Below are 24,848 nucleotides of genomic sequence, written 5' to 3'. Positions count from 1 at the left end.
AGTCGGATGTGACGGCCATCATCACGCATCGGAGCGATTCCTGCACGTTTCGCGCGCCCCTTTCTCAACGGGCGCGGCGGTTCGTCCGGGCGGTCGGCTCCGCGGCGGCGGGATCCTCGGGCCAGGGGTGCTTGGGGTACCGCCCGCGGTTCTCGGCGCGGACCTGCGCATAGGGGCCGGCCCAGAAGGACGGCAGGTCGGCGGTCACGGCGAGTGGGCGGCCTGCCGGGGAGAGCAGGTGCAGGACCACCGGCTCACGACCGTCCGTGACAGCGGGGGTGACACGCGCCCCGAAGAACTCCTGCAGCTTGGCGGCGACCACGGGCGGGGTGTCCTCGTGGACGGCCGGATAGTCCACGACGACGGCGCGCCCGCTCGGCACGGGCAGGCGCTCGGGGGCGAGCTCGTCCAGCCGGCCCGCCTCCGGCCAGGGCAGGGCGCCGCGCAGCAGCGCCTCGGCGTCCAAGCGCGTGAGGGACCGCCCCGCGGCCAGGTCGGCCGCGAGCCCGTCGACCAGCGCGTCCAGGCCGGGCAGCGCCGTGTCCGAGAGGTCCGGCCACGGGGCGCCGAGGACGCGGTGGAGCAGGTGCACCCGGCGGCGCAGGTGTTCGGCCCGGCCGCGCGGGTCGAACCGGGCGAGGCCGTCGGCGGCGAGCGCGTCGCGCACGGCCTGCGCGGCGGCGTCGGGGGCGACGGGTGCCGGCGTCTCCGCCAGCACGAGCGCGCCCAGCCGGTCCACGCGGCGGCCGGTGAGCCGGTCCCCGCGCCAGTCGCCGGTGTCCTCGGTGCGCCGCAGGCCCGCGCCGGCGAGTTCGGCGAGCGGCCGGTCGATCGGCGCGGCCGCGCGGATCGCGGCACCCGTGCCGGCCGCGTCCCCGGCCACGCGGGCGACCTCGGCCACGGCCAGCCACTCCTGCCCCGCCAGGCCGCCGCCGACGGCGTCGCGGGGCAGGGCCGCGCGGGTGCCGGAAGCGAGCAGGTATGCCCCCTCCTCCCCCGCGCGTCGGGCGATCCACGCGGGGGAGGCCAGGGCGGCCACGAGGCCGGCGGGGTGCCGCCGCGCGGTGGCCGCCTCGGGCCCGGGCCCGTCCGGCTCCCGCGTCTCCGGGGCGCGGTGCGCGCGCCGACGGGCGAGTCGTTCCAGCCGGTCCGCCTCCCGGCGCCAGCGCCCGGCCTCCGGGTGCCGGCCGTCCCGCAGGGCCGCGACCAGCGCCTCGAGGTCGGCGCCGGAGGCGCGCAGGTCCAGGGCGAGGGCCGCCGTCGCCTCGGCCGCGGGGCGGGGCCCCGTCAGCGGTGCCGCCCGCAGGAGGGCGTGGCCGAGCGGCGGGTCCAGGGGCAGCTCGGCCAGGACGGCGCCGTGCGGGGTGATGCGCCCGTCCGCGTCCACCGCGCCGAGGGAGGCGAGCGTGCGCTCGGCGGCGGTCATCGCGTCGGCCGGCGGGCCCTCGGGCAGGGTCAGCCCTCGGCCGCCCGGGGCGCCCCACGCCGCGAACGCCAGGGCCACCGGTGCGAGGTCGACGACGGCGAGGGCCGGCGTCGGGGCTGCGGGCGCGGTGCCCAGGGCCGCGGCGGTGTGGCAGCGGACCACGGTGCCGGGGCCGAGGCGGGCGGCGCGGCCCGCCCGCTGGCCGGCGGCCGCGCGCGAGGCCTGGACGGTGACGAGCCCGGCCATGCCCCGCCCCCGGTCCCGGCGCGGCTCGCGGGCCAGGCCCGAGTCGATGACGAGGCGCACCCCCGGCACGGTCAGCGAGGACTCGGCGACCGCCGTCGCGACGACGACGCGCGGCACGGCGGGATCGGCGCGGCCGGCGAGCGCGGCGTCCTGGTCGGCGGGTTCCTGGCGGCCGTGCAGGACCCGGACCTCGGTGCCCGGGGCGAGCGCGGCGACGCGCCCCGCGACCGCCTCCACCTCGGCCACGCCGGGCAGGAAGACGAGGGCGTCCACGGTCGGGTCGGCGTCGAGTGCCTCGGCGTGGGCGCGCGCGGCCGTGGCCGCGACGTGGTCGAGGAAGGCCCGGTCCACGCGGCCCTCGGCGGTGAGGCGGTGGCCGCGGAAGGGGGCGTGCTCCTCGCGCAGCGGATGCAGCACGGCCGGGGTGGAGACCACGGGCAGGGGCGCCTCCTCCCCCATGCCGCGGGCCCAGCGGGTGGCCAGGGCCGCCGCGTCCACGGTGGCGGACATGGCCACGAGCATGAGTTCGGGGCGCAGCTGCCGCAGGTCGGCGAGGAGCGCGAAGAGCACGTCCGTGTCCAGGTCCCGCTCGTGGACCTCGTCCAGGACCACCGCGCCCACGCCGTCGAGCCCGGGGTCAGCCAGGAGGCGGCGCAGCAGCAGGCCCGGGGTCACGAACTCGACGGCCGAGGCCCCGCCGCCCGCCGCGTCGCCGCGCACGGCGTAGCCGACGGCGGCGTCCGCGAGCCGAGCCCGCGCGTCGGAGTCGGCGCCGGGCTGCGCGTCGGCCGCGACGGCCAGCACCGCCGTGCGCAGCCGCCGCCAGGCGGCGCGCACCGCGACCCGCCGCGGCTGCGTGACCAGGACGCGCCCACCGCCGTGGTCCGCGCGCCGGACTGCGAGCGCGGGCGGGACCACGGTGGTCTTGCCCGTGCCCGGGGGCGCCTCGACGACGGCCACCCCGCGCGCGTCCAGCGCCGCCTCGAGGTCGGGCAGGGCGGCGGTGAACGTCAGCCCGGCGCCGAGACGGTCGAGGGCGGCGGCGAGGGCGGAGGGGACGGCGACGGGATCGGCGGGGGTGGGCATCGGGTCCATTGTCGCGAAGAACGCCCGGCTGTTTCTCCGCCACGTGACTGGAGTCGCGGGCACGTGTGCTTGACTATCGATGTGACGCAGAGTGCAGACGGGCCGCAGGCCATGGATTACTTCGACAGGATGCAGAATCGCCTGGAGGGACGGGAAGCTGGCGTCCCTGGATGGCTGGGGGCGAAGAACGCGACCCGTCAGTTCGCTGCGCAGATCGGGATCAGGACTCCTGAACAACTCTTCAAGGGGCCGCTGTCCGATCTCGAGCGGTTCGATTTCCCCGAGCGGTGCATCGTCAAGCCTGGCTTCGCCTCCACGTCCATCGGTGTGCATCTGCTCGAACGCCGCGGGGCCGAGCTGTGGGATCTTGTGAAGGACGAGCCTGTGACAGTTTCGGGGCTCATCGAGACGCTGCGCGAGATCGAGGGCAGGTACGACCTGAGCCCCGATGCCGGCGAGTTCCTCGTCGAGGAGCTGCTGAGTGACCGTCGTGGAGTGACTCCGCCGGCCGATGTCCGATGCTACATGTTCCAGGGCGAGTGCGGTTTCGTACTGGTGGAAGACCACATCGCGGGGCCCGCCGCGGCGTCATACTTCAACGGTGACTTCTCACCGATGACGGACGTCCATGACCGATTCGGTGTGCACCCTGGAGTCACTCATCTGGAGTCCATCGTCGACGCGGCAGAACCCCCGGCAGGAGCCGAGGAACTCTTGGCCGTGGCTCGCCGCGTGAGCACAGCGGTGCCTTCGGCGTTCTGCCGCGTGGATCTCTACGACACCCCCGCTGGCCCGGTGCTCGGTGAGATCACGTTCTACCCAGGCACCTTCTTCTATAAGAACCGGAAAGTCATGGCTCCGGAAGAGGCCGCCCGGCTGGGAAAGATGTGGGACGCGGCAGAGAAGCGACTCGCTGGCTCGCTTCTCGTCGATGCGCCGAAGCGCAATTGATCGGGCGGGAACAAGAAATACGGCCATAGCCCCCGGCCCTCCGCTTGGCCCGCAGACCAGGCGGAGGACGGGGACGCTCCAGACGGCGCGCCAAGCGCGCCGTCTGACGCCCTCACCAGGCCGTCGCGGCGCCCGCGGAAACCGGGGCCCCTTCTCGGATGACTCGCACCAGGTCCGCGATGGACCCGCTGGGAACACGATGCACCAGGCCGGAGCCCGCGAAGAGGTCCCAGACCGGAAGGTCCGAGGCAGCCACCCGCAGCCCCGCGTTCGTCGCCTCCGCCACGGCGTAGCCGAAGGACTCCTTGAGCGACGTGGACACCAACCAGCCGTCCGCGTCCCTGACCGAGCGGCAGAACTCCCCCAGCGCCTGTGGAGTGAGGTTCAGGTAGAGACGCACACGCTCCAGGACGCCCAGACCCGCAGCCTCGGCGAAGAATCGCTCCGCACGATGGGGGTCGTCCTCCAGGCTCACCACGACATGCCCCACGTACTCCTGGGGAAGAGCCGCTATGACCCTCAGGAAGTGCGCGTACGCCTTCCCCTGGTCGAACCGCCCGACCCACAGCAGCGGAATCGTGTCCGGCCCATCGCCGAATCCGGAGTCGGCGAGGAACTGCGCCGACCCCTGCCCCGCGAAGGTCTCGACATCCACGAGGTTGGGTTCCACCGCCAGGCGGAACCGGAGTCGACGCGGAAGCAGCGGCTGAATCTCCCGTGCCATGATCTGGGAGGGCACGACGACGGCGGCCAGCCGGTCCAGTTCCAGCGCTCCGAGTTCCTTCTCGATGACGGGGATGCTGGACGAATGGAACTCATACGTCACGGCGACATGGTCCAGTGCCGACAGCACGTTGGCCGAGGCCGGGTGGCTGAGGACAGACACGGACTCATAGTCGAACTGATGGGCCAGGTGCGTCAGATAGGACCCCGACCGACTCTCCTGGATCAGGCGCACGTGGACGTTGTCCATGTCGGAGAACGCGTCCGAGCCCCCTCGGTCGTGAAGGAACACCGCGTCGAACTGGACGTCCGGCTCAGCCTGGGCTCGGCCCCGGATTACGGCGGAGACGCCGCCCTTGGACAGATTGGGGTAGAAGATCAGCTTGCGCATCAGTCGCGTCCCTCCGTCGTGATCCCGTAGTAGGACAGCAGGCGTTCGGCCCGGTCATCCCAGTCGCTCGACTGGACGAAGGACTCCATGGCCTCCCTTTCGCCAGGTGCCCATGGCGTGCTCAGTGCCTCGTCGAGTTTTTCCACGAACTCGTCCACTCCCCGATGGACCCAGGTCGACGGATACGTCTCCACACTCCCCATGGGCGCGGTGACACAACGCAGACCCCATGCGAAGTACTCGTAGATCTTGTTCGGGTCGACCGATCGGGTGAGGGGGATGTCCAGGAACGGGATGAGCCCGACCTTCCAGCCGGTGACGATGTCCGCCAGCTGCTCGTGGGAGCGGGGGCCCAGAAGGTGGACATTGGAAGGCAGTGACATGCCCTGGGGCGCACCGTGACCGATGATCTCGAAGACGGTCTCCGGCATACGCCGGGCTGCTTCAGCGATCAGCGGCCAATCGAACCAGGAGGGCGTCAGGTGCCCGACGTACCCGGCCACCCGCAGGTGTTCACGTCGGTCGAAACTCTCCTCAGTCCTCAGGCCCTCCGACTGGTCGATGACGTGACGGTTGACCGCGTTCGGAATGACCGCGTGGTCGCGCAGGGCCGGCCACATCGACACGAGCTTGGCGTCGAGCGCGGTACTGACGCTGACGACCTTGTCGGCCACGATCAGCATCTGCCGCTCCAATGCGGGCGAATACCACTTGGAGTAGCCCACGCGATTGAACTCCTCCATGTCGTCACGGCACTCGTAGACGACCTGCCAGCCAAGGGTCTTCAACTGCGTGCCAAGGGCGACGGCCGCAATCGACGGAAAGGAGCTGCAGATGTAGGTGTCGCCCATGGACCGCCGTCGGGTGGTCAAGCCGCGCACCAACCGGCCGAAGTCCTTGCGCGCGACCTGGAGGACCCGATCGGACACCCGCGCCGGGAACTCCTGGAGTGAGGAGAACGGCAGGAACACGACCCACATCCCGGCTCTCTCAAAAGCGCGTGCCAGGTTGTTGGGCCGCAGGGACAGCGTCTCGTGTCCGAGCGGAGGTGCGGTGGTGTCGATGACGAGCAGGGTGTCGCCCTCCGGGATCTCCGCGAGGAAGGCGTCGATCTCGGAAGCCGAGGAACGGACCTCCGTCACTTCGATCTCGGCCCGCATCATGACCTCAGAGTTTCCCCACCCGCGTCGGCCCTGGATCCGGACCCACCGAGCCTGCGACGGGACCGCAATCTCGAACCGCGTCTCAAGGGGGCCTTCTGCGGATCCCCGCAGCTGGACGAAAGGTCCGAACGTCGGATTCTGGGGGAGGTCCGACGGCCCGGGAAGGGGACGTCCCGCTTCATCCAGGAAGCCGACGGTGAGGAGCGCCGTGCTCTTCTCGGTCGGCAGGCTCGCATGGATGACCCCTTCCATGGAGGCGGTGCCCGGGCTCACCGGCAGGTGCTGGACGAAGTCCCATACCCGGACGCGCGTGTCCGGGCTGAACGGGGCCGCTGGCGTGTCCAGCGGATGGACGTGGCGCAGGACAATCGGGGCGCCGTTCACGCGCACGGGGAACTCCGGTTTCCACGCGTGGCCCTGCAGCACAAGATGGGCCGCCGAGTCCGGCACCGTGACATCGAAGGCGGTGACGCGCTGGCCTTCACCGGCGGAGAGGTACCGGTACTCTCCCAGGCTCGGCGAGACGTGGGTCCACCCCTCGACCTCGACCCGTTCCCCTGCTGCGTCTTCGAACCTCAGCTGTACCAGCGCCGCCCCTCGCGCATCTGCGTCATTGACGTGCTGGATCGCGATGCTGAGGAGCTCGCCAGGAGCCACTGGAACGTGGTGCGCGAGATCGGAGACGTCGGGCAGGGATTCTCCCGGCCCTTCGGCGTGCTCTAGAAGGATCATCGACCCTGCTTTCCATGAGTTTTCTGGCGAGTGGATGGTGCCGCCCGCGGGCACCATGACTCAACATACGTGACGGAGGGCGAACCCCACTCCCCGGACACGCAATGGTGCTCCACACCGCCTCCGCCACGCTGTCCCGGACCTGCCCCACTGACTAGGCTGTGACCCATGACCACACCCGTCCAGGAGCACCTCGATCGCCTCACGTCGGCCCACGCGGGCGAGGGGGAAGTCCCGGACGGGCTGGGCGTCGCGATGCTCATGGTGGACGGGCACCGCTACGTCTCCGGATCCATGACGTCCGTGCCCCTGGCCACGCTCGCCTCTCCCCTGTTCCATGCGCAGGCCCTCGAGGACCTCGGCGCGGTGCGGGTGGGCGAGCGCGTCGGCGCCGCCCCCGTGCGCGACCTAGACCACCGGGTCGAGGTGGACGCCGTGACGGGTCTGCCCCACAACCCGCTGCAGAACGCGGGCGCGGTGGCCACGGCCTCCTTGGTGAAGGGCCGCGGCGGCCGCGACCGCACCGCACGCATGATGCAGCTGCTCTCCGCCCTGTTCGACCGCGAGGTCACCGTCACGGAGTCGGCCGCCCGCGCGGAGAACCGCGCCCAGCACCACACCCGGTCCGCGGCCTGGCTGATGAAGTCCCTCGACACCCTGGACGCCGACCCCGAGACGCTGCTCGAGGACATCGCCACGGTGCGTGCCGCCGCCGTGACCGTGGAGGACCTCGCCCTGCTCGCCGGCACCCTCGCGCACGGCGGTGTCCACCCCGTCACCGGGGACCGTGTGCTGAGCGAGGAGACGGTCCGCGGTGTGCTCTCCGTGATGGACTCCTGCGGCATGGACACCCGGGACTCCCGATGGGCGTACGACGTCGGTCAGCCCGGGTGGGCGTCCACACGCGGCGGCACGGTGCTCGTGGTGGTGCCGGGCCATCTCGGTCTGGCGCTGCAGTCGGACACGACGGACGAGAACGGGCTCGGCGCCGCGGCGATGGCTGCCCTGCGCACGATCGTCGAGGACTTCGAGCTGCATCCGTCGGTGGTCACCGGCTCCCCGCGCGCGGCCCTGCGCACCCACTACCGGATCGACCAGGCGCCCTCGGGCACGGTGCGCAGCGCCGTCGTCCTGGAGGCGCTCGGGCGGTTCGCGGACACCGTGCACGTGATGGAGCTGGGCGGTCACCTCGGCTTCAGCCAGGTGGACGCGATCGCACGCGTCAGCCGCGGTCTGCCGGAGGCCCTCGAGACGCTCGTGGTGGACATGCGCTCGGTCAGCTCCATCTCCCGTCCGGCCCGCCTGCTGGTGGCCCAGTGGTTCGCCCGCGCGCTGGGCAACGGGCTCGACGTCGTCGTCGTGGACCGGGACGCCGCGGAGATGAAGGAGCTGATGGCGGCCGTCGAGGAGTCCGTGGAGGTGGATCTGCCGGAGCCGCTGCAGGATGAGGCCGAGGGGGTGGACCCCGCCGCCGAGGGCGCGCAGTTCGTGTTCTTCGACTCCCGCTCGCGTGCCGCCCAGTGGGCCGAGCAGCGGCTGCTCTCCCGGCACGCCCCACACCTGCTGCCGCGGGACGCCCAGGAGGCGGCCGTGGCACCCCTGCTGCAGCACCTCTCCGCGGACGACGCGCGCCTGCTCGAGTCCATGATGGACGAGCGGGTCTACTCGGACGGCCAGATCATCCGTCGTGCCGGCCAGCCGTTCGGCGGCATCTACGTGATCGTCTCCGGCACCGTGGAGCTCTCGGGCCAGGGCACGGGCAGCCGTCGCGTGCGCCGCACCCTGCTCACCCCGGGGATGACGTTCGGCGAGATGGCCCTCGGCCAGCCCGGCCGCCAGCCCTCCACCGTCCGCGCGCGCGGGCCGGTCGCGGCGCGCGTCCTCACCGCCCAGGTGATGGTCGCGCTCCAGGAGGGCTTCCCCCAGCTGGCCCTGGCCCTGTGGGAGGCGCTGGCCCGCGACGCGTTCACCGCGCTGAGCCAGCTCATCCGCGAGACCGGCGCACTGCAGGATTGACGACCTGTGGGGGCGGCGTCCCGGTGGGACGTCGCCCCCACCCCCGTCACCGCCCGAGCGCGTGGCGCAACGCGCCCTCCAGCTCGGGGTCGCGCATGTCGTAGCCGGAGGAGAGCAGCCGGTCCGCCACGACCTTCTGGTCGGCCGCGACGGTCTCCACCCGGCCCTCCTCCCCCAGCAGCAGACGCGGGCCGGCGTCGGGCACCGGGATGATCGCGGGCCGGCGCAGCACCCGCCCGAGCACGGTGGCGAACTCCTTTGCCGTGACCGGCTCCGGCGCCACGGCGTTCACCGGGCCGGTGACGCCGTCGTCGAGCACCGCGTGGGCGAAGGCCCCCGCGATGTCATCCGCGCCGATCCAGCTCAGCCACGGGCTGCCGTCGTGGCTCTCCCCGCCCGACGTGGCGACCGGGCCGCCGAGACCCGCGAGGAACAGCGGCAGCACCTGCTGCAGCATGCCCCCGGCCGGGCTCAGGACCACGCCGGTCCGCAGCATCGCGACCCGGATGCCGGACGTCTCGGCACGCCGGGCCTCGGCCTCCCAGTCCGCCACGACCTCGGCGAGGAAGTCGTCCCCGGGCTCCAGATCCTCCACGAGGCCGCTGCCGAACGGGCCCGTGCCCGCGTCCGCCCCGTAGTACCCGATCGCCGAGCCGTTCACGAGCGCCCGCGCCCGCGCGTCGTCCCCCTCCCGTGCGGTGATCCGGGCGAGCGCGTCCACAAGGGTGCGCGTGCCGCGCACGCGCGAGTCGTGCACGGCCTCCTTGTGTGCGTCCGAGAACCGGCCGGCGATGGGCTCGCCCGCCAGGTTCACGACGACGTCGGCCTCGGCCAGGGCGTCCTCATCCACGGTCTCCCGGCCGGGGTCCCACAGCGCCGCGTCCAGTGCACCGGCCTTCTTCGGGCTCCGCACGAGCCGGACGACGCGGTGCCCGCCGGTGGTGAGCAGGGCACAGAGCTGCCGGCCGATCAGTCCGCCGGACCCCGTCACCGCGACCGTGCGGGCCGGTCCGCCGACGAGGGGGCCGGGGTGGGCGGCATGGAAGTCCAGGTCATCGGCCATCACGCGGGCGCGGTAGGCGAACTGGCGTCCCAGCTCCGCCTCGAAGGCCTCATGCGTGCGGTGCGAGGCCGCCGTGCCGAGACCGGGCACGCGGGACACGAGGGACTCCCCCGGCAGGGCGTACTCGATGTGATCCGTCACGACCGTGCCGCGCCGGCCGTCCGCCGTATCCGCCTCACCGGGCGCGGCGTCGTCGAGCAGGTGGGTGTGCCTCCAGGAGGCGAGGGGGCCGGAGACCATCTCGTCCCGGAACATGCGGCCCTCCTCGTAGGCCGTGTGGCGGGCCCGCCACGGCACCGCAGGCACGGCCCCACCGGGAAGGCGGGAGGCGACGGCGTCCGGCAGCAGGCCGGTGAGCATCCCGTGCGCCGCCCCGGCGAACAGGCCGGCAGCCCCGGGGGCCTGAATGCGCAGCCGCGACTCGGAGCCCACGCGGAGGCCGTCCGTCGGTCCCTGGACCACCTCGCCGGCGAAGGGCGGGGTGAGCCGCTCCAGCGCGCCGGGGTTCTCCAGCCAGCGGAAGACGACCTCACGCGGGTGGCGCAGGAGGGTGCGGTGCTCGAAGACGCGGATCTCGGTCATGGACGCCAGCCTGACACAGGGAGCGGACGGGCGAACACCTGTCCGGGCCGGGCCGTGCAGGACAATGAGGGGATGGACCTGCTTCCCGAGCTGCGCTGGACCGCCGCCGCCCTGCCCGCCACCGAGCTGACCCTCGTGGCCGTCTTCTCCCCCGAGGACCAGACGGTGCGCGCCTCCGGCGTGGCCGTGCCGGAGGACTCGGAGCCCCCCGCCGCCGCGATCGGGCGCCTCCTCGAGACGCTCATGGACCGGCTCGTGGCCCTGGACCCGGAGACCGCCGACCGCGAGATGAACCCGCGCCCCGTGGAGCCGCGCCCGGGTGTGTCCCAGCCCGTCGCCGACGCCCTGGCCGCCTACGCCGCGGGGGACGTGGCCGCGCTCGACGCCCTCGACGTCACCCAGCCGGGCACCGCGTTCCGGCAGCGGGCGTGGCGGGAGCTGCGCGGCATCGCCCCCGGCTCCCCCGCCACCTACGGCGGCCTGGCCGAACGGTGCGGGACCCCGCGGGCCGTGCGCGCCGCCGGCGGGGCGTGCGCCGCCAACCTGGTGGCCGTCGTCGTGCCCTGCCACCGCGTGGTGCGCGCCGACGGCGCCGCCGGCCACTACCTCTACGGCACCGCCGCGAAACAGGCCCTGCTGGCCCACGAGGCGGCCCACGCGGGCTGACCACCCCCTCGCCACGGCAACGTCGGTTGAGTTGTCACGGGTCCGGGGCACGCACACCCGTGACAACTCAACCCGCGTTGCGGGCGGGGAGCCGTCTCGGGTGGCCGGTGGCCGGGGGCCGGCGTCGGGGAACGCGAAGGGGCCGGGCCGCGCGCTCCACGCACGCGACCCGGCCCCCGGCGCTCAGCTGCTCAGACGGAGAGCTTGTCCACGATCGCGTTGAGCGTCGCGGACGGACGCATCACGGAGGTGACCTTCTCCAGCTCCGGCCAGTAGTAGCCGCCCAGGTCCACCGGGGAGCCCTGCACGCCGTTGAGCTCGGCCAGGATGGTCTCCTCCTGGGCCTCCAGCTCCTCGGCGATCGGCTTCGCCGCGGCCGCCAGCTCGGCGTCCTCGGTCTGCTTCGCCAGCTCGCGGGCCCAGTACAGCGCCAGGTAGAAGTGGCTGCCGCGGTTGTCCAGCTCGCCGACCTTGCGCTGCGGGGACTTGCCCTCGATCAGCAGGGTGCCGGTGGCGGCGTCCAGGGTGTCCGCCAGGACCCGCGCGCGGTGGTTCTCGTTCGCGACCGCCTCGTGCTCGAAGGACACGGCCAGCGCGAGGAACTCGCCGAGGGAGTCCCAGCGCAGGTGGTTCTCCTCCACCAGCTGCTGCACGTGCTTCGGGGCGGAGCCGCCCGCACCGGTCTCGAACAGGCCGCCGCCGTTGAGCAGCGGGACGACCGAGAGCATCTTCGCGGAGGTGCCCAGCTCGAGGATCGGGAACAGATCCGTGTTGTAGTCACGCAGCACGTTGCCGGTCACGGAGATGGTGTCCTCGCCGCGGCGGATGCGCTCCACCGAGAGCTTGGCGGCCTCGACCGGGGAGAGGATGCGGATGTCCAGGTCCTCGGTGTCGTGCTCCTTGAGGTACTCCTCGACCTTCTTGATGAGCTCACGGTCGTGGGCGCGGGTCTCGTCCAGCCAGAACACGGCCGGGGTCTGGGACGCCCGGGCGCGGGTCACGGCCAGCTTCACCCAGTCGCGCACCGGGACGTCCTTGGTCTGGCAGGCGCGCCAGATGTCGCCGGCCTCGACGTCGTGGGAGAGCAGGGTCTCCCCGGCGGAGTTCTTCACGGCCACGGTGCCCGCGGCGTCCATGATGAACGTCTTGTCGTGCGAGCCGTACTCCTCGGCCTTCTGCGCCATGAGGCCCACGTTCGGGACGGTGCCCATGGTGGTGGGGTCGTAGGCGCCGTTGGCCTTGCAGTCGTCGATCACGGCCTGGTAGACGCCGGCGTAGGAGGAGTCCGGGATGACGGCCAGGGTGTCCTGGGTCTGGTCGTCCTTGTTCCACATGCGGCCGGAGGTGCGGATCATGGCCGGCATGGAGGCGTCCACGATCACGTCGGAGGGCACGTGGAGGTTGGTGATGCCCTTCGCAGAGTTCACCATGGCCACGTCCGGGCCGTTCTCGTAGGCGGCGGCGATGGCGGCGCGCACACCCTCGGCGGTCTCGGCGTCGAGCTTGTCCAGGCCGCCCTCGATCGCGGCGAGGCCGTTGTTCGCGGACAGGCCGGCGGCGGCCAGCTGCTCGCCGTACTTCTCGAACAGCTCGGAGAAGTAGGCCTTCACGACGTGGCCGAAGATCACCGGGTCGGAGACCTTCATCATGGTGGCCTTCAGGTGCGCGGAGAAGAGGATGCCCTCCTCCTTGGCGCGCTTGACCTGCTCGGCGAGGAATGCGTCCAGGGCCTTGGCGGACATGAACGTGCCGTCCACGACCTCGCCCTTGAGGACCTTCAGGCCCTCCTTGAGCACGGTGGTCTTCCCGTCCTCGCCGGTGAACTCGATCGTCAGCACGTCGGCGGCCGGCAGGGTCACGGACTGCTCGTTGGCGCGGAAGTCGTCCGCGCCCATGGTGGCGACGGCGGTCTTGGAGTCCGGGGTCCACTCGCCCATCGAGTGGGGGAAGCGCTTGGCGTACGCCTTCACGGCCTTCGGGGCGCGGCGGTCCGAGTTGCCCTCGCGCAGCACCGGGTTCACGGCGGAGCCCTTGACCGAGTCGTAGCGCGCCTTCGCGTCCTTCTCCTCATCGGTCTTCGGCTCGTCCGGGTACTCCGGCAGCGCGTAGCCGTCCGCCTGCAGCTCCTTGATCGCGGCGCGCAGCTGCGGCACGGACGCGGAGATGTTCGGCAGCTTGATGACGTTCGCCTCGGGGGACTTCACGAGCTCGCCGAGCTCGGCGAGGGCGTCCGTGGTGCGCTGGTCCTCGGGCAGGACGTCCTTGAACGCGGCGAGGATGCGGCCGGCCAGCGAGATGTCACGGGTCTCCAGCTCCACGCCGGCGGTGCCGGCGTAGGCGCGCACGATCGGCAGCAGCGACGCGGTGGCCAGCATGGGCGCCTCGTCCGTGAGCGTGTAGATGATCTTCGACATGCGGATGATCTCTCCTTCTGGCCGCACTCGAGACGCGGCCCTCGTCGGCAGGGAACGGGTGACTCCCCGCCAATCTACCCGGCGCCTCGGACGCGCCACACCGTGTGTGGCTCAGCGTCAGCGTCCGTGGCCGTCGCCGGTGCCCTCGCCGAGGCGGGCCGCGTGCCCCACCTGCTCGGCCTCCCGCCGACGACCGCGGACACCGGTTCTCGCATGATCTCCCCGACGCCAGTCAGGCGCGCCTGCGGGCTCACCACCGGCACGGAGACGATGGCGGCCTGCTCCCGGCCGCCGTGGTCCCGGAGGTTCTCCAGGCCCACGGCCACGGTCCAGTCCTCGCGCAGACGCACCGGCGCCATACGCAGCCGGCGGCCCACCGAGTCCGCCGGGCAGCCCAGGAGCCGGCCGACCTCGCGGCGGGTCATCGCCTCGTCACCTCCTGGGGGTCGCGGGGGCCCGGTCCGGGCCCCCGTCCGGCAACGGCGCGCCGCGCTCAGCCGTGGAAGAAGTGGCGCGCCCCGGTCAGGTACAGGGTCACGCCGGCGGCCTCGGCCGCGGCCACGACCTCCTCGTCCCGGACGGAGCCGCCCGGCTGGACGACGGCCTTCACGCCGGCGTCGATGAGGATCTGCAGCCCGTCCGCGAACGGGAAGAACGCGTCCGAGGCGGCCACGGACCCGCGGGCCCGCTCGGGGGCGCCCTCCCCGGAGACGTTCTCCGCGCCGCCGGCGCTGGTCACGTCCTGCCCGCCGGTCTGCGCGGCGCCCAGGGTGTTGGCGCGCTCGACGGCCAGGCGGCAGGAGTCCAGGCGGTTGACCTGGCCCATGCCCACGCCGACCGTGGCGCCGTCGTGGGCCAGCAGCACCGCGTTGGACTTGGCCGCGCGCACGGCGCGCCACGCGAACGCCAGGTCGGCCAGGACGGCCTCGTCGGCGGCCGGGCCGGCGGCGAGGGTCCAGGTGGCCGGGTCGTCGCCGTCCGCGTCCACCGCGTCCTCGATCTGCAGCAGCATGCCGCCCGAGACCTGCTTGGCCTCCACCGCGTCCCGAAGGAAGCCCTCGGGCAGGCTCAGCAGACGCAGGTTCTTCTTGGCGGAGAGGATCTCCAGGGCCTCGGGCTCGAACGCCGGGGCCACGACGACCTCCGTGAACACGTCCTTCACCTGGGCGGCCATGGCGGCGGTGACGGGGCGGTTGGCCGCGATCACGCCGCCGAACGCGGAGACCGGGTCGCACGCGTGGGCCTTGGCGTGCGCCTGCGCGATGTCCGTGCCCTCGCCCGTGACGGCCACGCCGCACGGGTTGGCGTGCTTGACGATCGCCACGGCCGGGACCGGGTGGTCGAAGGCGGCGCGCACCGCGGCGTCGGCGTCCACGTAGTTGTTGTAGCTCATCGGCTTGCCGTGCAGCAGCTCGGCCTGCGCGATGCCGGGGGCCGCCGAGGAGTCCAGGTACAGTGCCGCGGGCTGGTGCGGGTTCTCGCCGTAGCGCAGGATCTGCGCTCGCTCGAGGGAGAAGCCGGCGTAGGGCGGGAACACGGGGATCTCGTCCGCGTCCGTGTCCTCGCCGAAGTGGGCGGCGGTCCAGGCGGCCACGGCGTTGTCGTACCCGGCGGTGTGGGCGAAGGCCAGGGCGGCCAGGCGCCGGCGGGCGCGCAGGTCGAAGCCGCCGGACTGCGCGGCCTGGACCACCTCGCCGTAGCGGGCCGGGTCCACCACGATCGCCACGGACGCGTGGTTCTTCGCGGCCGCGCGCACCATGGACGGCCCGCCGATGTCGATCTGCTCGACGACGGCGTCCTCCGCGGCGCCCGAGTTCACGGTGTCCACGAACGGGTAGAGGTTCACGACGACGAGGTCGAACGGCTCCACCTCGAGCTCGCGCAGCTGGGTCACGTGGTCCTCACGACGACGGTCCGCCAGGATGCCCGCATGCACGCGCGGGTGCAGCGTCTTCACGCGGCCGTCCAGGCACTCCTGGAACCCGGTGACCTCGGCGACCTCGGTGACGGGCACGCCGGCGGCGGCGATGCGCTGGGCGGTAGAGCCGGTCGAGACGATCTGCACGCCCGCGGCGTGGAGCCCGGTGGCGAGCTCCTCGAGGCCGGTCTTGTCGTACACGGAGATCAGGGCCCGCTTCAGGGGCACCGTGTCCAGGACGGTGGTGGTGGGCTGGGCAGAGGTCACGAGGGGGCGCTCCTTCGAGGGGGTCCGGGTGCGTCCCCCAGCATAGGCCGGGCCGCATAATGGCCCAGGCGTCCGCGTGACGGACCGCCCCCACTCCACCCGACGAACGGGAGCCGACCATGTCCTCCGCCACCCCGCCCCACCCCAGCGCCGACGGCGCGCACCCCGGGCCCGCGCCCGACGGCGGCGCCCCCGACGCCGCCCTGCCCACCGGCGAGGCGGTCGTCCAGGAGCTGCCGTGGCGCTGGTCCGTCCAGGGCCGGATCTTCCTGATCGGCGGCCTGGGCTTCATGTTCGACGCGTGGGACGTCACGCTCAACGGCGTGATGATCCCGCTGCTGCGCGAGGAGTGGGCCCTGGACAAGGCCGACGCCGCGTGGATCGGCACCGCCAACCTCATCGGCATGGCCGTGGGCGCGTTCCTGTGGGGCACCATCGCGGACCGCATCGGCCGCAAGGCGGCGTTCGCGTGGACGCTCGCGATCTTCTCCGTATTCACGATCGCGGGCGCGCTGACGGACTCCCTGCTGTGGTTCGCCCTGTTCCGCTTCGTGGCCGGCATGGGCCTGGGCGGCACGATCCCCGTGGACTACGCGCTCGTGGGCGAGTTCACCCCGCGCCGGCTGCGCGGCCGCGTCCTGGCCGCGATGGACGGCTGGTGGCCCGTCGGCGCCGCGCTGTGCGGCCTCGTCTCCGCCTGGCTCGTGGGCACGTGGGGCGACTGGCGCCTGCCCCTGCTCGCCATGGTCCTGCCGGCCCTGCTCGTGTTCGTCGTGCGCCTGGGCATCCCCGAGTCCCCGCTGTTCCTGATGAGCCGGGGCCGCGAGGCACAGGCCCGCGCCGTCATCGACCGCATGGTGACGGCCACCGGCGCGCCCCGCCGGCCCTACGCGATGCCCCCGGCCGAGCCGGCCCGCTCCGGCGGCGTCGGCGCACAGCTCGCCGCGGTCTGGCAGTTCTCCCCGCGCATCACCGCGGTCGCCTGGGCCCTGTTCGTGGCCATCATGCTCGTCTACTACATCGCGCTGCAGTGGCTGCCGACGTTCCTCATCGACGCCGGCTACGCGGAGGGCCGCGCCTTCATCATGACCTCCGGCATGGCCGCGGCCGGCCTGCTCGGCGTGGTCGTGGCCACCGTGCTGATCGAGGTCACCGGCCGCCGCTGGCTGCTGGCCGTCAGCGCCGTCGTCGCGAGTGCCCTGACCGTCTGGCTGGCGAGTGTGCTGGACGTGCCCGCCGCGGTGCTACCGCTCGTGCTGGCGTTCGGCTTCGTGGTGCAGGTCGCGATCCCGGTGCTCTACACGTACGTCTCCGAGCTGTATCCGACGACGCTGCGCGCCTCCGGCTTCGGCTGGGCGTCGGCGGCCTCGCGGGTGGGCGCGGGCCTGGGCCCGCTGCTCTTCGTGGGCACGCTGGTCCCCGCCCTCGGGCTGCCGGGGGCGTTCGCCGTCACCGGCGGGCTCGTGGTCCTGGCCTGCGCGGCGATGCTGGCGCTGGCTCCGGAGACCCGCGGCCGCGCCCTCGAGGTCAGCGCCGACTGAGCTCGCCGAGCACGCGCAGCAGCAGGGCCCGCTCCTGGACCTTGATGCGCTCGTGCAGCTCGGCCTCGGTGTCCGTGTCCAGCACGGGCACCGCGGCCTGCGCGAGGATCGGGCCGGTATCCACGCCCGCGTCCACCACGTGCACGGTGCAGCCGGTGACCTTCACCCCGTGCGCCAGCGCGTCCCGGACGCCGTGGGCCCCCGGGAACGAGGGCAGCAGGGCCGGGTGGGTGTTGAGGATGCGGCCGTCGAACCGCTCGAGCAGCGGGGCGCCCAGGATCCGCATGAACCCGGAGCACACCACCCAGTCCGGCGCGTAGGCGGCGACGGCGTCCGCGAGCGCCTCGTCCCACGCGCGCCGGTCCGCGTGGTCCTTCGGGGACACCACGAACGTCTCGATCCCGTGGGCGCGGGCGCGCTCCAGTCCTCCGGCGTCGGCGACGTCGGCGCCCACCGCGGCGATCTCCACGTCCAGGGCGCCGGAGGCGACGGCGTCGAGGACGGCCTGCAGGTTGGTGCCGGAACCGGAGACGAGGGCAACGATGCGCATGCGCCCATCGTAGGGTGAGGGGGTGTCCGCCCCCGTTCCCTCCTCCCCGCCCCGCCCGCCGCAGGGCGCCCCGGACCCCGGCCGCGTCCGCACCGGCCGTGCCCTGCTGTGGCAGTCCGTGGCGCTGCTGGGGATGGTGCTCTCCTTCTCCCTCGTGCTGCCGTGGAAGCTGATCGCCCTCGCGCTGGGGCTGGTCGCCCTCGTGCTCGGCGTGCGCGTGTGGGTCACGAGCCGCGGCGCCGAGCGCTCGGGGCTGCCCCGCGCGGTGGCGTCCGCCGGCATGGCGATGGCGCTGATGGGCATGACGACGGCGGCGCTGCCGCTGCTCGCGTGGGACGCGACGGTCCAGCTCGAGCAGTGCGGCGCCTCCGCGCTCACCGTGCGGGCGCAGCAGGCGTGCGCGGACGAGTTCACCCGTCAGGTGGAGGAGCGCACGGGGGTGCCCCAGCTGCGGCCCTGAGCCGCGGGCGTCAGTCCCGCGCCCGGCGCGGGGACGGCCGGTCGCGCAGGCCCGAGACGCGGTCGCCGGACCGCGGCACCGTCGTCGTCCCGTCCCGGTGGCCGGCCACGGCCAGGGCCGTGAGGTAGCCGGCCGCGCAGCCCAGCGCGACCCACCCGGCGACGGCGGCGCACACCGCCCAGACGTGGGAGCCGATGTCCGTCAGCGTGCCGAGCCCGAGCGTCCCGGAGGTGAGGGCCAGCGGCACGAGCAGCAGCAGCCCCGTGAGCAGTCCGGTGAGCACGGCCAGGGCCAGCGTGGACAGCGTCAGGGACACCGCGCGGCTGCCGTGGCGGGTGTGCAGCCAGTCGTCGAGGTGGTTCTCCCCCTCCCGCAGCAGCCACACGCCCGCCACGGCGCCGGCGCCGATCGGCATTGCCAGCAGGAGCAGCTGCCACGGCGACCACGTCCCGGGCAGCGCACCCAGCGCCGGGAGGGCGGGCGCGGTGGCCGGCGTCGCGCCGAACACGGAGTAGAGGCTGTCCGCGCCCACGGAGAACCCCGGTCCCGCCGTCCACGCGATCGACCACGCGGTGAACGTGGGCAGCCAGCCGATCTGCAGCAGCGCCACCAGCAGGCCGCCCAGCGGGCCGCCCCCGATCGCCTCGGCCACGGTGACGACGGCGGCCCACTCGACGGCCAGCCGCCCCGCCACGAGCAGCGCGTTCAGGCCCGTCAGAGCGAGCACGGCGACGACCGCGGCGCGCACCACGGACCACGCGTACGAGCCGGCCCAGCGTTCATACTGCGACCGCCGCGAGATCCGCTCCGTGAGGTCCAGGCCGATCAGGTGCGCCCAGGTGCCGGCCTCGCGCCGCGCCCCCGCGAGGGCGGCGACGCCGAAGAGCAGGGCGGGCAGCAGCGCCGCCGGGGCGGGGTGCGCCGTCAGCTCGTCGGTGCCGGGCAGGAACGCCACGGCCAGCCCCACCAGGGCGTAGGCCCCCACCGCGCCCACGAAGGCCTGCCACGCCTGGTCCCGGTAGGACGCGCGGGCCAGGCGCCGGCCGGCCCGCCAGGACAGTGCGAGCGGGACCAGGGTCAGGCCCCACGGCACGAGCCACGCCGTGCCGGTGATGAGGTGATCCGGCGCGGTGGGCATGGCCGTGGCCACGGTGACGGGCACCGCGTGCAGGGCCAGCCACAGGACGCCGCCCACCTGGACGGCGCCCTCGATGGTCGGCCGCTCGAACCCGCCCGTGGCCCACACCGCGAGGGTGGGGACCGTGACCGCGAGCAGGCTGATCATCGCCGTGACGAGCGCCTCGACCACCCCCTGCAGCCACAGCGGCAGGGGGACGGGGCGCAGCAGGCGGGGCGCAGCGGGGCGGGAACTCACCCGTCCATGGTGCCACCCGACTCCGGGCGGCGCCTGGACGGGGGCGGGCCGCGCGGGCCGGTGCGACGACCGTCACGCGCCCCGAGAGTTCACCGCGGGGTCACCGGGCCGTCGTCGGCGGGTGTCCCGGCCGTGGTCCGGGGTCCTTAGCGTCGGCCACGTGCGTGTCGTCGTGGTCGCCGAATCGTTCCTGCCCCACATGAACGGGGTCACCAACTCCATCCTCCAGGTGCTGCGCCACCTGCGGGAGCGGGGCGACGAGGCGATGGTGATCGCCCCGGCCGCCTCGTGGTCCGCCGGGTGGACCCAACGCGCGGGCGCCGGTGAGGCCCCCCGCGAGGTCGAGGGCTTCCCCGTGCGCACCCTGCCCTCCGTGCCCCTGACCGGGTACGCCTCCGTGCGGGTGGCCGCCGGCACGGTGGGCCGGCTGCGCGGCATGCTCGCCGACTTCGCCCCGGACGTGGTGCACATCGCCTCCCCCTTCGTGCTGGGCTGGCGCGCGGTGCAGGCGGCCGAGGAGCTCGGCATCCCCTCCGTGGCCGTCTATCAGACCGAGGTCCCCGGCTACGCGGCCCGGTACGGCGCCCCGTGGTTGGAGGACGTGCTGTGGAGCCACGTGGCGCGCCTGCACAACATGGCCACGCTGACGCTCGCGCCGTCGTCGTTCACCGTCCGGCAGCTGCACCGCCAGGGGGTGCGACGCGTGCACCTGTGGGGCCGCGGCGTCGACTCCCGCCGATTCCATCCCGCCCAGCGGGACGAGGCGCTGCGCGCCGAGCTCGCCCCGAACGGCGAGAAGCTCGTGGGCTTCGTGGGGCGGCTGGCGCACGAGAAGCAGGTCGGGGACCTGCGGGTGCTCTCGGACCTGCCGGGCACCCGCCTCGTGGTCATCGGCTCCGGGCCGCTGCGCGAACAGCTCGAGCGGGAGCTGCCCGGCGCCCACTTCGCCGGCTTCCAGGGGGGCGAGGACCTCGCGCGCCACGTGGCGAGCCTGGACCTGTTCGTGCACCCCGGCGAGTCCGACACCTTCGGCCAGACGCTGCAGGAGGCGATGGCCTCGGGCGTGCCCGTCGTCGCCGTCGGCCGCGGCGGCCCCCTCGACATCGTGGACGCCTCCCGCACCGGCTGGCTCTACCCGCCCGGCGAGCTGGACGAGCTGCGCCGCCACGTCGCGGACCTCGTGTACGACGACGTCAAGCGGGCCGCGTTCGCCGACGCGGCGTGGGCGTCGGTGCAGGGCCGGACCTGGCCGGTGCTGTGCGAGCAGCTCGTGGGCTACTACGAGAAGGCGATCGCGGTGCAGGAGCGCCGCCGCGTGGAGCTGGCCCGCCGGTTGCTGACGGCGCCGGCGCTGCTGGCCGCGCGCGTGTTCGGCTGAGCGCCGGGGCGGACGACGGGCGGGCGCCCGGCGGTCCGGGTCTCGTGTCCGGAGCCGTGGCTAGGGTGGCGGGCATGGACGCCACCCCGCACCCCCGACCCGCCGAGCCCGGCCCCCTGCCCGATCCCGCCGCGCCCCGCCGCCTCGCCGGCAAGGACGTGCACCCCGTCGGCCTCGGGTGCATGAACGTCGTGCACGGCTACTCCGGATTCCTCGACGACGACGCCGCCGTCGACCTGCTCACCCGCGTGCTCGACGACGGCACCGACCACCTGGACACCGCCACCCTCTACGGCGGCGGCCGCAGCGAGGAGCTCGTGGGGCGGGCGCTCGCCCGGGCGGGGTCGGATGTCCGCGAGCGCGTCCTGCTCGCCTCCAAGGGCGGGCTCGTGCGGGACGGGCAGCGGCGGATCGACGGCCGCCCGGAGACGCTGCGCGCGCACGTGGACGCCTCGCTGCGCCGGCTCGGTCAGGACCGGATCGACCTGTACTACCTGCACCGGCTGGACCCGGAGGTTCCCGTCGAGGAGTCCGTGGGGGCGCTCGCGGAGGCCGTCGCGGACGGCAAGATCGGGGCGATCGGCCTGTCCGAGGTCTCGGCAGCCACCCTGACCCGGGCCGTGGCCGTCCACCCGATCGCGGCCGTGCAGTCCGAGTACTCCCTGGCCACCCGCAACCCCGAGTGGGGCGTGCTCGCGGCGTGCCGCCGCCATGGGACCGCCTTCGTGGCCTTCTCCCCCGTCAGCCGCGGCCTGCTCACGGACGCACCGCCGCGGCTGGGCGGGTTGGACGCGGGAGACCTGCGGCACCGGCTGCCCCGCTTCGCCGAGGGCCACTACGAGGCCAACCTGACGCTGCGCGAGGCGCTCTCGGCCGAGGCCGTCCGGCTCGGGACGAGCACGGCGGGACTCGCCGTCGCCTGGGTCCTGGCCCAGGGCGAGGACGTCCTGGCGATCCCGGGCACCACCTCGTGGGAGCACTGGCTCGAGGACCGGGGCGCGCACGAGGTGCGGCTGACCCCGGCCGACGTCGCCCGGCTGGACGACCTCGTCAACGAGGCGACCGTGGCGGGCCCGCGCTACAGCGAGAGCCAGCAGGCCAGCATCGACACCGAGGCGGCGCCGCCGCGCTGAGCCGAACGCGGGGCCCGGGGTGGCCCGCGTCTCATTTCGGTAACAGAGCGCACTCCCTGTCAGGATGGGCGTCAGGCACCGCGGCCTCCTTCGACCGCGGCGCGCCACGGCGGGGGCACCGCGGGGCGTCTTTATCCCGACGTCCGAGGAGGACACCATGAATGAGTCTCTGGAGACCCTGCGCGACGAAGTGTTCGCGCGCAACCCCGGCGAGGCCGAGTTCCACCAGGCGGTGTCCGAGGTGTTCGAGGCGCTGGGGCCGGTGGTGCAGCGCCACCCCCAGTACGTCGAGGCCGGGGTCATGCACCGCCTCTGCGAGCCGGAGCGCCAGATCATCTTCCGCGTGCCGTGGATCGACGACGCCGGCGTCGTGCAGGTCAACCGCGGGTTCCGCGTGGAGTTCAACTCGGCGCTCGGCCCGTACAAGGGCGGGCTGCGCTTCCACCCCTCCGTGTACCTCGGGATCGTCAAGTTCCTGGGCTTCGAGCAGATCTTCAAGAACTCGCTCACCGGCATGCCGATCGGTGGCGGCAAGGGCGGCTCGGACTTCGACCCCGCCGGCAAGTCCGACCGCGAGATCATGCGGTTCTGCCAGTCCTTCATGACGGAGCTGCATCGCCACATCGGTGAGCACACGGACGTGCCGGCCGGCGACATCGGCGTGGGCGCCCGCGAGATCGGCTACATGTTCGGCCAGTACAAGCGACTGACCAACCGCTTCGAGGCCGGCGCCCTCACCGGCAAGGGCCTGACGTGGGGCGGCTCGCTGGTCCGCACCGAGGCCACCGGCTACGGCGCCGTGATGTTCGTCGACTCCATGCTGCGCACGCGCGGCGAATCCATGGACGGCCAGCAGGTGCTGATCTCCGGCTCCGGCAACGTGGCCATCTACGCCGCGGAGAAGGCCGCCGCGCTCGGGGCCACCGTGCTCACCGCGTCCGATTCCTCGGGCTACATCGTGGACCCGGACGGCCTCGACCTGGACCTGCTCAAGCAGATCAAGGAGGTCGAGCGTGCCCGTATCTCCGAGTACGCCGAGCGCCGCGGCGGGCGGTCCCGCTACGTGACCGGCGGCAGCGTCTGGGACGTCGAGGGGACCGTGGCCCTGCCGTGTGCCACCCAGAACGAGCTCGACGAGTCCGCCGCGCGGACCCTGTTGAAGAACGGGGTGAAGGCCGTGGCCGAGGGCGCGAACATGCCCTGCACCGAGGCGGCCTCCCACCTGTTCGTCGACTCCGGGACGCTGTTCGGCCCGGGCAAGGCCGCCAACGCGGGCGGCGTGGCGACGTCGGCGCTGGAGATGCAGCAGAACGCCTCGCGGGACTCGTGGAACTTCGACTACACCCACGACCGGCTCGAGCAGATCATGCGCGACATCCACGACCGCTGCGTGGAGACCGCCGAGGAGTACGGCACGCCCGGCAACTACGTGGCCGGGGCGAACATCGCCGGGTTCATCAAGGTCGCCGACGCGATGATCGCCCAGGGCGTGGTCTGAGGCTAGGCCCCACCCCGCCCCTCACGGGATCCTCCGCCGCCCTGCGACATCACCGCCGTTCTGACGCGCGGTGATGTCGCAGGGCGGCGGTCGCTCGAGGGCGCCCGACTCCTGCACAGGCCCCCGACGGCGGGTGCCCTCCACCGTCCGCGCGGCGGACCCGTCTCGCCCCGGGCAGGCCCACGACACTGGGCCGCATGACCCTGCTCTCCGACCACTCGCGTGCGCTGCTCCCGGGACGCGGGCCCCTGCTCTGCGCGGCGGACCCTCACGACGGGGCGGCGCGGCGCCGTCTCGAACGCGCCTGGACCCGCGGGGTCCTCGTGCGGCTCTGCCCGCGCGTCTACATCAGCGCCGGCGACTGGGCGGCGCTGCCTCCGTGGGACAGGACGGTCGTGTCCGCCGTCGCCCTCTCGATCGCCCGCCCCGCGACGGTGTTCACGGGCCTGACCGCGGCCCGGTTGCACGGGCTGGGGCCGGCCGTCGAACCGCCCGCGCTCGAGCTGCGCGCCCCCTCACCCGGGCATCACGGCGCTGGTCCGCTGACCCGCCGTCCCTTCGCCCCCTCCGTGGTGGCCCACGACCGCCGGCTTCCCGGTCTGCCACGCCGCCGACCCCGGTGGGGGCTGCCGGAGGCGGCCCAGGCCGCGCCTCAGCCGGTCGAGGCCGTCCTGTCCGACGGGCAGAGCCTCGGGACCGTCCTGGCGGATCCGCTGCCCACGGTGCTGCTGGCCCTCGGGGCGGCCACCCCGTTCCGCGACGCCGTGGCCCCGCTGGACGCGCTCGTCCGAGCCCGGCCCGAGGAGGCCGCACGCTGGGCGAGGCAGGCGGAGAGCCGACTCGGATCGGCGGCCGCCCTCCGCCGATTCGAGCGGGCCTGGCACTTCGCGGACGCGCGGGCGGAATCCGCCGGCGAGTCCTACAGCCGGGCCGTCATCCACGAGCTCGGCTTCGTCCCGCCCACGGCGCTGCAGCATCGCCACCGGGATGCGAACGGACGCGAGGTGGCCCGCACGGACTTCTGGTGGGAGCGGGTGGGGGTGTACGGGGAATTCGACGGGCTGGGCAAGTACGACCTGTCGTTCTTCGACGGTGACGACACGGCCCGCCGCGCCAGCATCCGCCGGGAGAAGGAACGGGAGGTGGCCCTGCAGCTGGTCACCCGGGCGGGTGCGCATTGGACGTGGGGAGACCTCCTGCGGCCGGACCGGCTGGCGCGGATCCTCACCGCCGCGGGTGTCCCCCGCTCGGTCTGATCCACGGCCGTCC

18 protein-coding genes are annotated in these 24,848 nt (G+C 73.6%); 9 read left to right on the top strand and 9 right to left on the bottom strand.

What is annotated here, in order from left to right:
* Positions 1 to 64: 64 nt before the first annotated feature.
* Positions 65 to 2,758 (bottom strand): ATP-dependent helicase C-terminal domain-containing protein, encoded by a 2,694-nt coding sequence (locus tag ACUXPL_RS09510; protein WP_454183469.1) that lies wholly within the window; start codon positions 2,756 to 2,758, stop codon positions 65 to 67.
* Between the two features lie 111 nt (positions 2,759 to 2,869).
* Between ACUXPL_RS09510 and ACUXPL_RS09505 the strand changes: the two genes are divergently transcribed.
* Positions 2,870 to 3,709 carry an ATP-grasp fold amidoligase family protein gene (locus ACUXPL_RS09505; protein ID WP_454183467.1) on the top strand — a complete coding sequence of 280 codons (840 nt, stop codon included), beginning with the start codon at positions 2,870 to 2,872 and terminating at the stop codon, positions 3,707 to 3,709.
* 112 nt (positions 3,710 to 3,821) lie between these two features.
* Here ACUXPL_RS09505 and ACUXPL_RS09500 read toward each other — a convergent pair whose 3' ends face one another.
* Both ACUXPL_RS09500 and ACUXPL_RS09495 read right to left on the bottom strand, forming a co-directional pair.
* Positions 3,822 to 4,823, bottom strand: a complete 1,002-nt coding sequence (locus ACUXPL_RS09500) for a glycosyltransferase (protein WP_454183465.1) — start codon at positions 4,821 to 4,823, stop codon at positions 3,822 to 3,824.
* Positions 4,823 to 6,718 (bottom strand): hypothetical protein, encoded by a 1,896-nt coding sequence (locus tag ACUXPL_RS09495; protein ID WP_454183464.1) that lies wholly within the window; start codon positions 6,716 to 6,718, stop codon positions 4,823 to 4,825. The genes ACUXPL_RS09500 and ACUXPL_RS09495 overlap by 1 nt, the downstream gene beginning before the upstream one ends.
* 168 nt (positions 6,719 to 6,886) lie before the next feature.
* Here ACUXPL_RS09495 and ACUXPL_RS09490 point away from each other — a divergent pair, with 168 nt between their 5' ends.
* Positions 6,887 to 8,734: a glutaminase gene (locus ACUXPL_RS09490; protein WP_454183462.1), complete on the top strand. Its 1,848-nt coding sequence runs from the start codon at positions 6,887 to 6,889 to the stop codon at positions 8,732 to 8,734.
* A 46-nt stretch (positions 8,735 to 8,780) separates the two neighbouring features.
* On the opposite strand, the gene ACUXPL_RS09485 is transcribed toward ACUXPL_RS09490, so the two are convergent.
* Complete coding sequence (locus ACUXPL_RS09485; RefSeq protein ID WP_454183460.1) at positions 8,781 to 10,379, bottom strand: TIGR01777 family oxidoreductase; 1,599 nt, start codon at positions 10,377 to 10,379, stop codon at positions 8,781 to 8,783.
* A 72-nt stretch (positions 10,380 to 10,451) separates the two neighbouring features.
* On the opposite strand from ACUXPL_RS09485, the gene ACUXPL_RS09480 reads away from it, so the two are divergent.
* Positions 10,452 to 11,045, top strand: coding sequence for a methylated-DNA--[protein]-cysteine S-methyltransferase (locus ACUXPL_RS09480; protein WP_454183458.1), 594 nt, complete (start codon positions 10,452 to 10,454; stop codon positions 11,043 to 11,045).
* Positions 11,046 to 11,236: 191 nt separating this feature from the next.
* On the opposite strand, the gene ACUXPL_RS09475 is transcribed toward ACUXPL_RS09480, so the two are convergent.
* The 3 genes from ACUXPL_RS09475 to purH form a co-directional block, all read right to left on the bottom strand.
* Positions 11,237 to 13,459 (bottom strand): NADP-dependent isocitrate dehydrogenase, encoded by a 2,223-nt coding sequence (locus ACUXPL_RS09475; RefSeq protein WP_454183456.1) that lies wholly within the window; start codon positions 13,457 to 13,459, stop codon positions 11,237 to 11,239.
* A 74-nt stretch (positions 13,460 to 13,533) separates the two neighbouring features.
* Positions 13,534 to 13,884 (bottom strand): hypothetical protein, encoded by a 351-nt coding sequence (locus ACUXPL_RS09470; RefSeq protein WP_454183454.1) that lies wholly within the window; start codon positions 13,882 to 13,884, stop codon positions 13,534 to 13,536.
* A gap of 68 nt (positions 13,885 to 13,952) precedes the next feature.
* On the bottom strand, positions 13,953 to 15,644 hold the full coding sequence (gene purH / locus ACUXPL_RS09465; protein WP_454183452.1) for a bifunctional phosphoribosylaminoimidazolecarboxamide formyltransferase/IMP cyclohydrolase: 1,692 nt from the start codon (positions 15,642 to 15,644) through the stop codon (positions 13,953 to 13,955).
* Between the two features lie 119 nt (positions 15,645 to 15,763).
* On the opposite strand from purH, the gene ACUXPL_RS09460 reads away from it, so the two are divergent.
* Positions 15,764 to 17,185 (top strand): MFS transporter, encoded by a 1,422-nt coding sequence (locus tag ACUXPL_RS09460; protein ID WP_454183450.1) that lies wholly within the window; start codon positions 15,764 to 15,766, stop codon positions 17,183 to 17,185.
* On the opposite strand, the gene purN is transcribed toward ACUXPL_RS09460, so the two are convergent.
* Positions 17,172 to 17,735 (bottom strand): phosphoribosylglycinamide formyltransferase, encoded by a 564-nt coding sequence (gene purN, locus ACUXPL_RS09455; RefSeq protein ID WP_041102979.1) that lies wholly within the window; start codon positions 17,733 to 17,735, stop codon positions 17,172 to 17,174. The two genes, ACUXPL_RS09460 and purN, sit on opposite strands and share 14 nt — an antisense overlap.
* A gap of 22 nt (positions 17,736 to 17,757) precedes the next feature.
* Between purN and ACUXPL_RS09450 the strand changes: the two genes are divergently transcribed.
* Positions 17,758 to 18,195 (top strand): hypothetical protein, encoded by a 438-nt coding sequence (locus tag ACUXPL_RS09450; RefSeq protein ID WP_070709856.1) that lies wholly within the window; start codon positions 17,758 to 17,760, stop codon positions 18,193 to 18,195.
* Between the two features lie 10 nt (positions 18,196 to 18,205).
* Here ACUXPL_RS09450 and ACUXPL_RS09445 read toward each other — a convergent pair whose 3' ends face one another.
* Complete coding sequence (locus ACUXPL_RS09445) at positions 18,206 to 19,570, bottom strand: cell division protein PerM (RefSeq protein ID WP_454183448.1); 1,365 nt, start codon at positions 19,568 to 19,570, stop codon at positions 18,206 to 18,208.
* 160 nt (positions 19,571 to 19,730) lie between these two features.
* On the opposite strand from ACUXPL_RS09445, the gene ACUXPL_RS09440 reads away from it, so the two are divergent.
* From ACUXPL_RS09440 to ACUXPL_RS09425, 4 genes are all read left to right on the top strand, one after another.
* A complete protein-coding gene (locus ACUXPL_RS09440; RefSeq protein ID WP_387043882.1) occupies positions 19,731 to 20,948 on the top strand; it encodes a glycosyltransferase family 4 protein in 1,218 nt (405 codons plus the stop codon).
* Between the two features lie 74 nt (positions 20,949 to 21,022).
* Positions 21,023 to 22,081, top strand: coding sequence for an aldo/keto reductase (locus ACUXPL_RS09435; protein ID WP_454183446.1), 1,059 nt, complete (start codon positions 21,023 to 21,025; stop codon positions 22,079 to 22,081).
* A 157-nt stretch (positions 22,082 to 22,238) separates the two neighbouring features.
* Complete coding sequence (gene gdhA, locus ACUXPL_RS09430) at positions 22,239 to 23,579, top strand: NADP-specific glutamate dehydrogenase (RefSeq protein WP_061866954.1); 1,341 nt, start codon at positions 22,239 to 22,241, stop codon at positions 23,577 to 23,579.
* A gap of 197 nt (positions 23,580 to 23,776) precedes the next feature.
* On the top strand, positions 23,777 to 24,835 hold the full coding sequence (locus ACUXPL_RS09425) for a hypothetical protein (protein WP_180536926.1): 1,059 nt from the start codon (positions 23,777 to 23,779) through the stop codon (positions 24,833 to 24,835).
* Positions 24,836 to 24,848 lie beyond the last annotated feature (13 nt).

The organism is Micrococcus sp. 140720015-1 (genome assembly GCF_053627595.1).
The sequence above is the reverse complement of the archived record's forward strand: the minus strand, read 5'-3'. Positions and strand labels throughout refer to the sequence as shown.

What these genes read in the sequence shown, in the direction of transcription:
- ACUXPL_RS09460 (WP_454183450.1), top strand. Translation starts at nt 15,764, where the DNA reads ATGTCCTCCGCCACCCCGCCCCACCCCAGCGCCGACGGCGCGCACCCC.
- ACUXPL_RS09470 (WP_454183454.1), bottom strand. Translation starts at nt 13,884, where the DNA reads ATGACCCGCCGCGAGGTCGGCCGGCTCCTGGGCTGCCCGGCGGACTCG.
- ACUXPL_RS09485 (WP_454183460.1), bottom strand. Translation starts at nt 10,379, where the DNA reads ATGACCGAGATCCGCGTCTTCGAGCACCGCACCCTCCTGCGCCACCCG.
- ACUXPL_RS09500 (WP_454183465.1), bottom strand. Translation starts at nt 4,823, where the DNA reads ATGCGCAAGCTGATCTTCTACCCCAATCTGTCCAAGGGCGGCGTCTCC.
- ACUXPL_RS09510 (WP_454183469.1), bottom strand. Translation starts at nt 2,758, where the DNA reads ATGCCCACCCCCGCCGATCCCGTCGCCGTCCCCTCCGCCCTCGCCGCC.
- ACUXPL_RS09425 (WP_180536926.1), top strand. Translation starts at nt 23,777, where the DNA reads ATGACCCTGCTCTCCGACCACTCGCGTGCGCTGCTCCCGGGACGCGGG.
- gdhA (WP_061866954.1), top strand. Translation starts at nt 22,239, where the DNA reads ATGAATGAGTCTCTGGAGACCCTGCGCGACGAAGTGTTCGCGCGCAAC.
- ACUXPL_RS09480 (WP_454183458.1), top strand. Translation starts at nt 10,452, where the DNA reads ATGGACCTGCTTCCCGAGCTGCGCTGGACCGCCGCCGCCCTGCCCGCC.
- ACUXPL_RS09475 (WP_454183456.1), bottom strand. Translation starts at nt 13,459, where the DNA reads ATGTCGAAGATCATCTACACGCTCACGGACGAGGCGCCCATGCTGGCC.
- ACUXPL_RS09435 (WP_454183446.1), top strand. Translation starts at nt 21,023, where the DNA reads ATGGACGCCACCCCGCACCCCCGACCCGCCGAGCCCGGCCCCCTGCCC.
- ACUXPL_RS09490 (WP_454183462.1), top strand. Translation starts at nt 6,887, where the DNA reads ATGACCACACCCGTCCAGGAGCACCTCGATCGCCTCACGTCGGCCCAC.
- purN (WP_041102979.1), bottom strand. Translation starts at nt 17,735, where the DNA reads ATGCGCATCGTTGCCCTCGTCTCCGGTTCCGGCACCAACCTGCAGGCC.
- ACUXPL_RS09505 (WP_454183467.1), top strand. Translation starts at nt 2,870, where the DNA reads ATGGATTACTTCGACAGGATGCAGAATCGCCTGGAGGGACGGGAAGCT.
- ACUXPL_RS09495 (WP_454183464.1), bottom strand. Translation starts at nt 6,718, where the DNA reads ATGATCCTTCTAGAGCACGCCGAAGGGCCGGGAGAATCCCTGCCCGAC.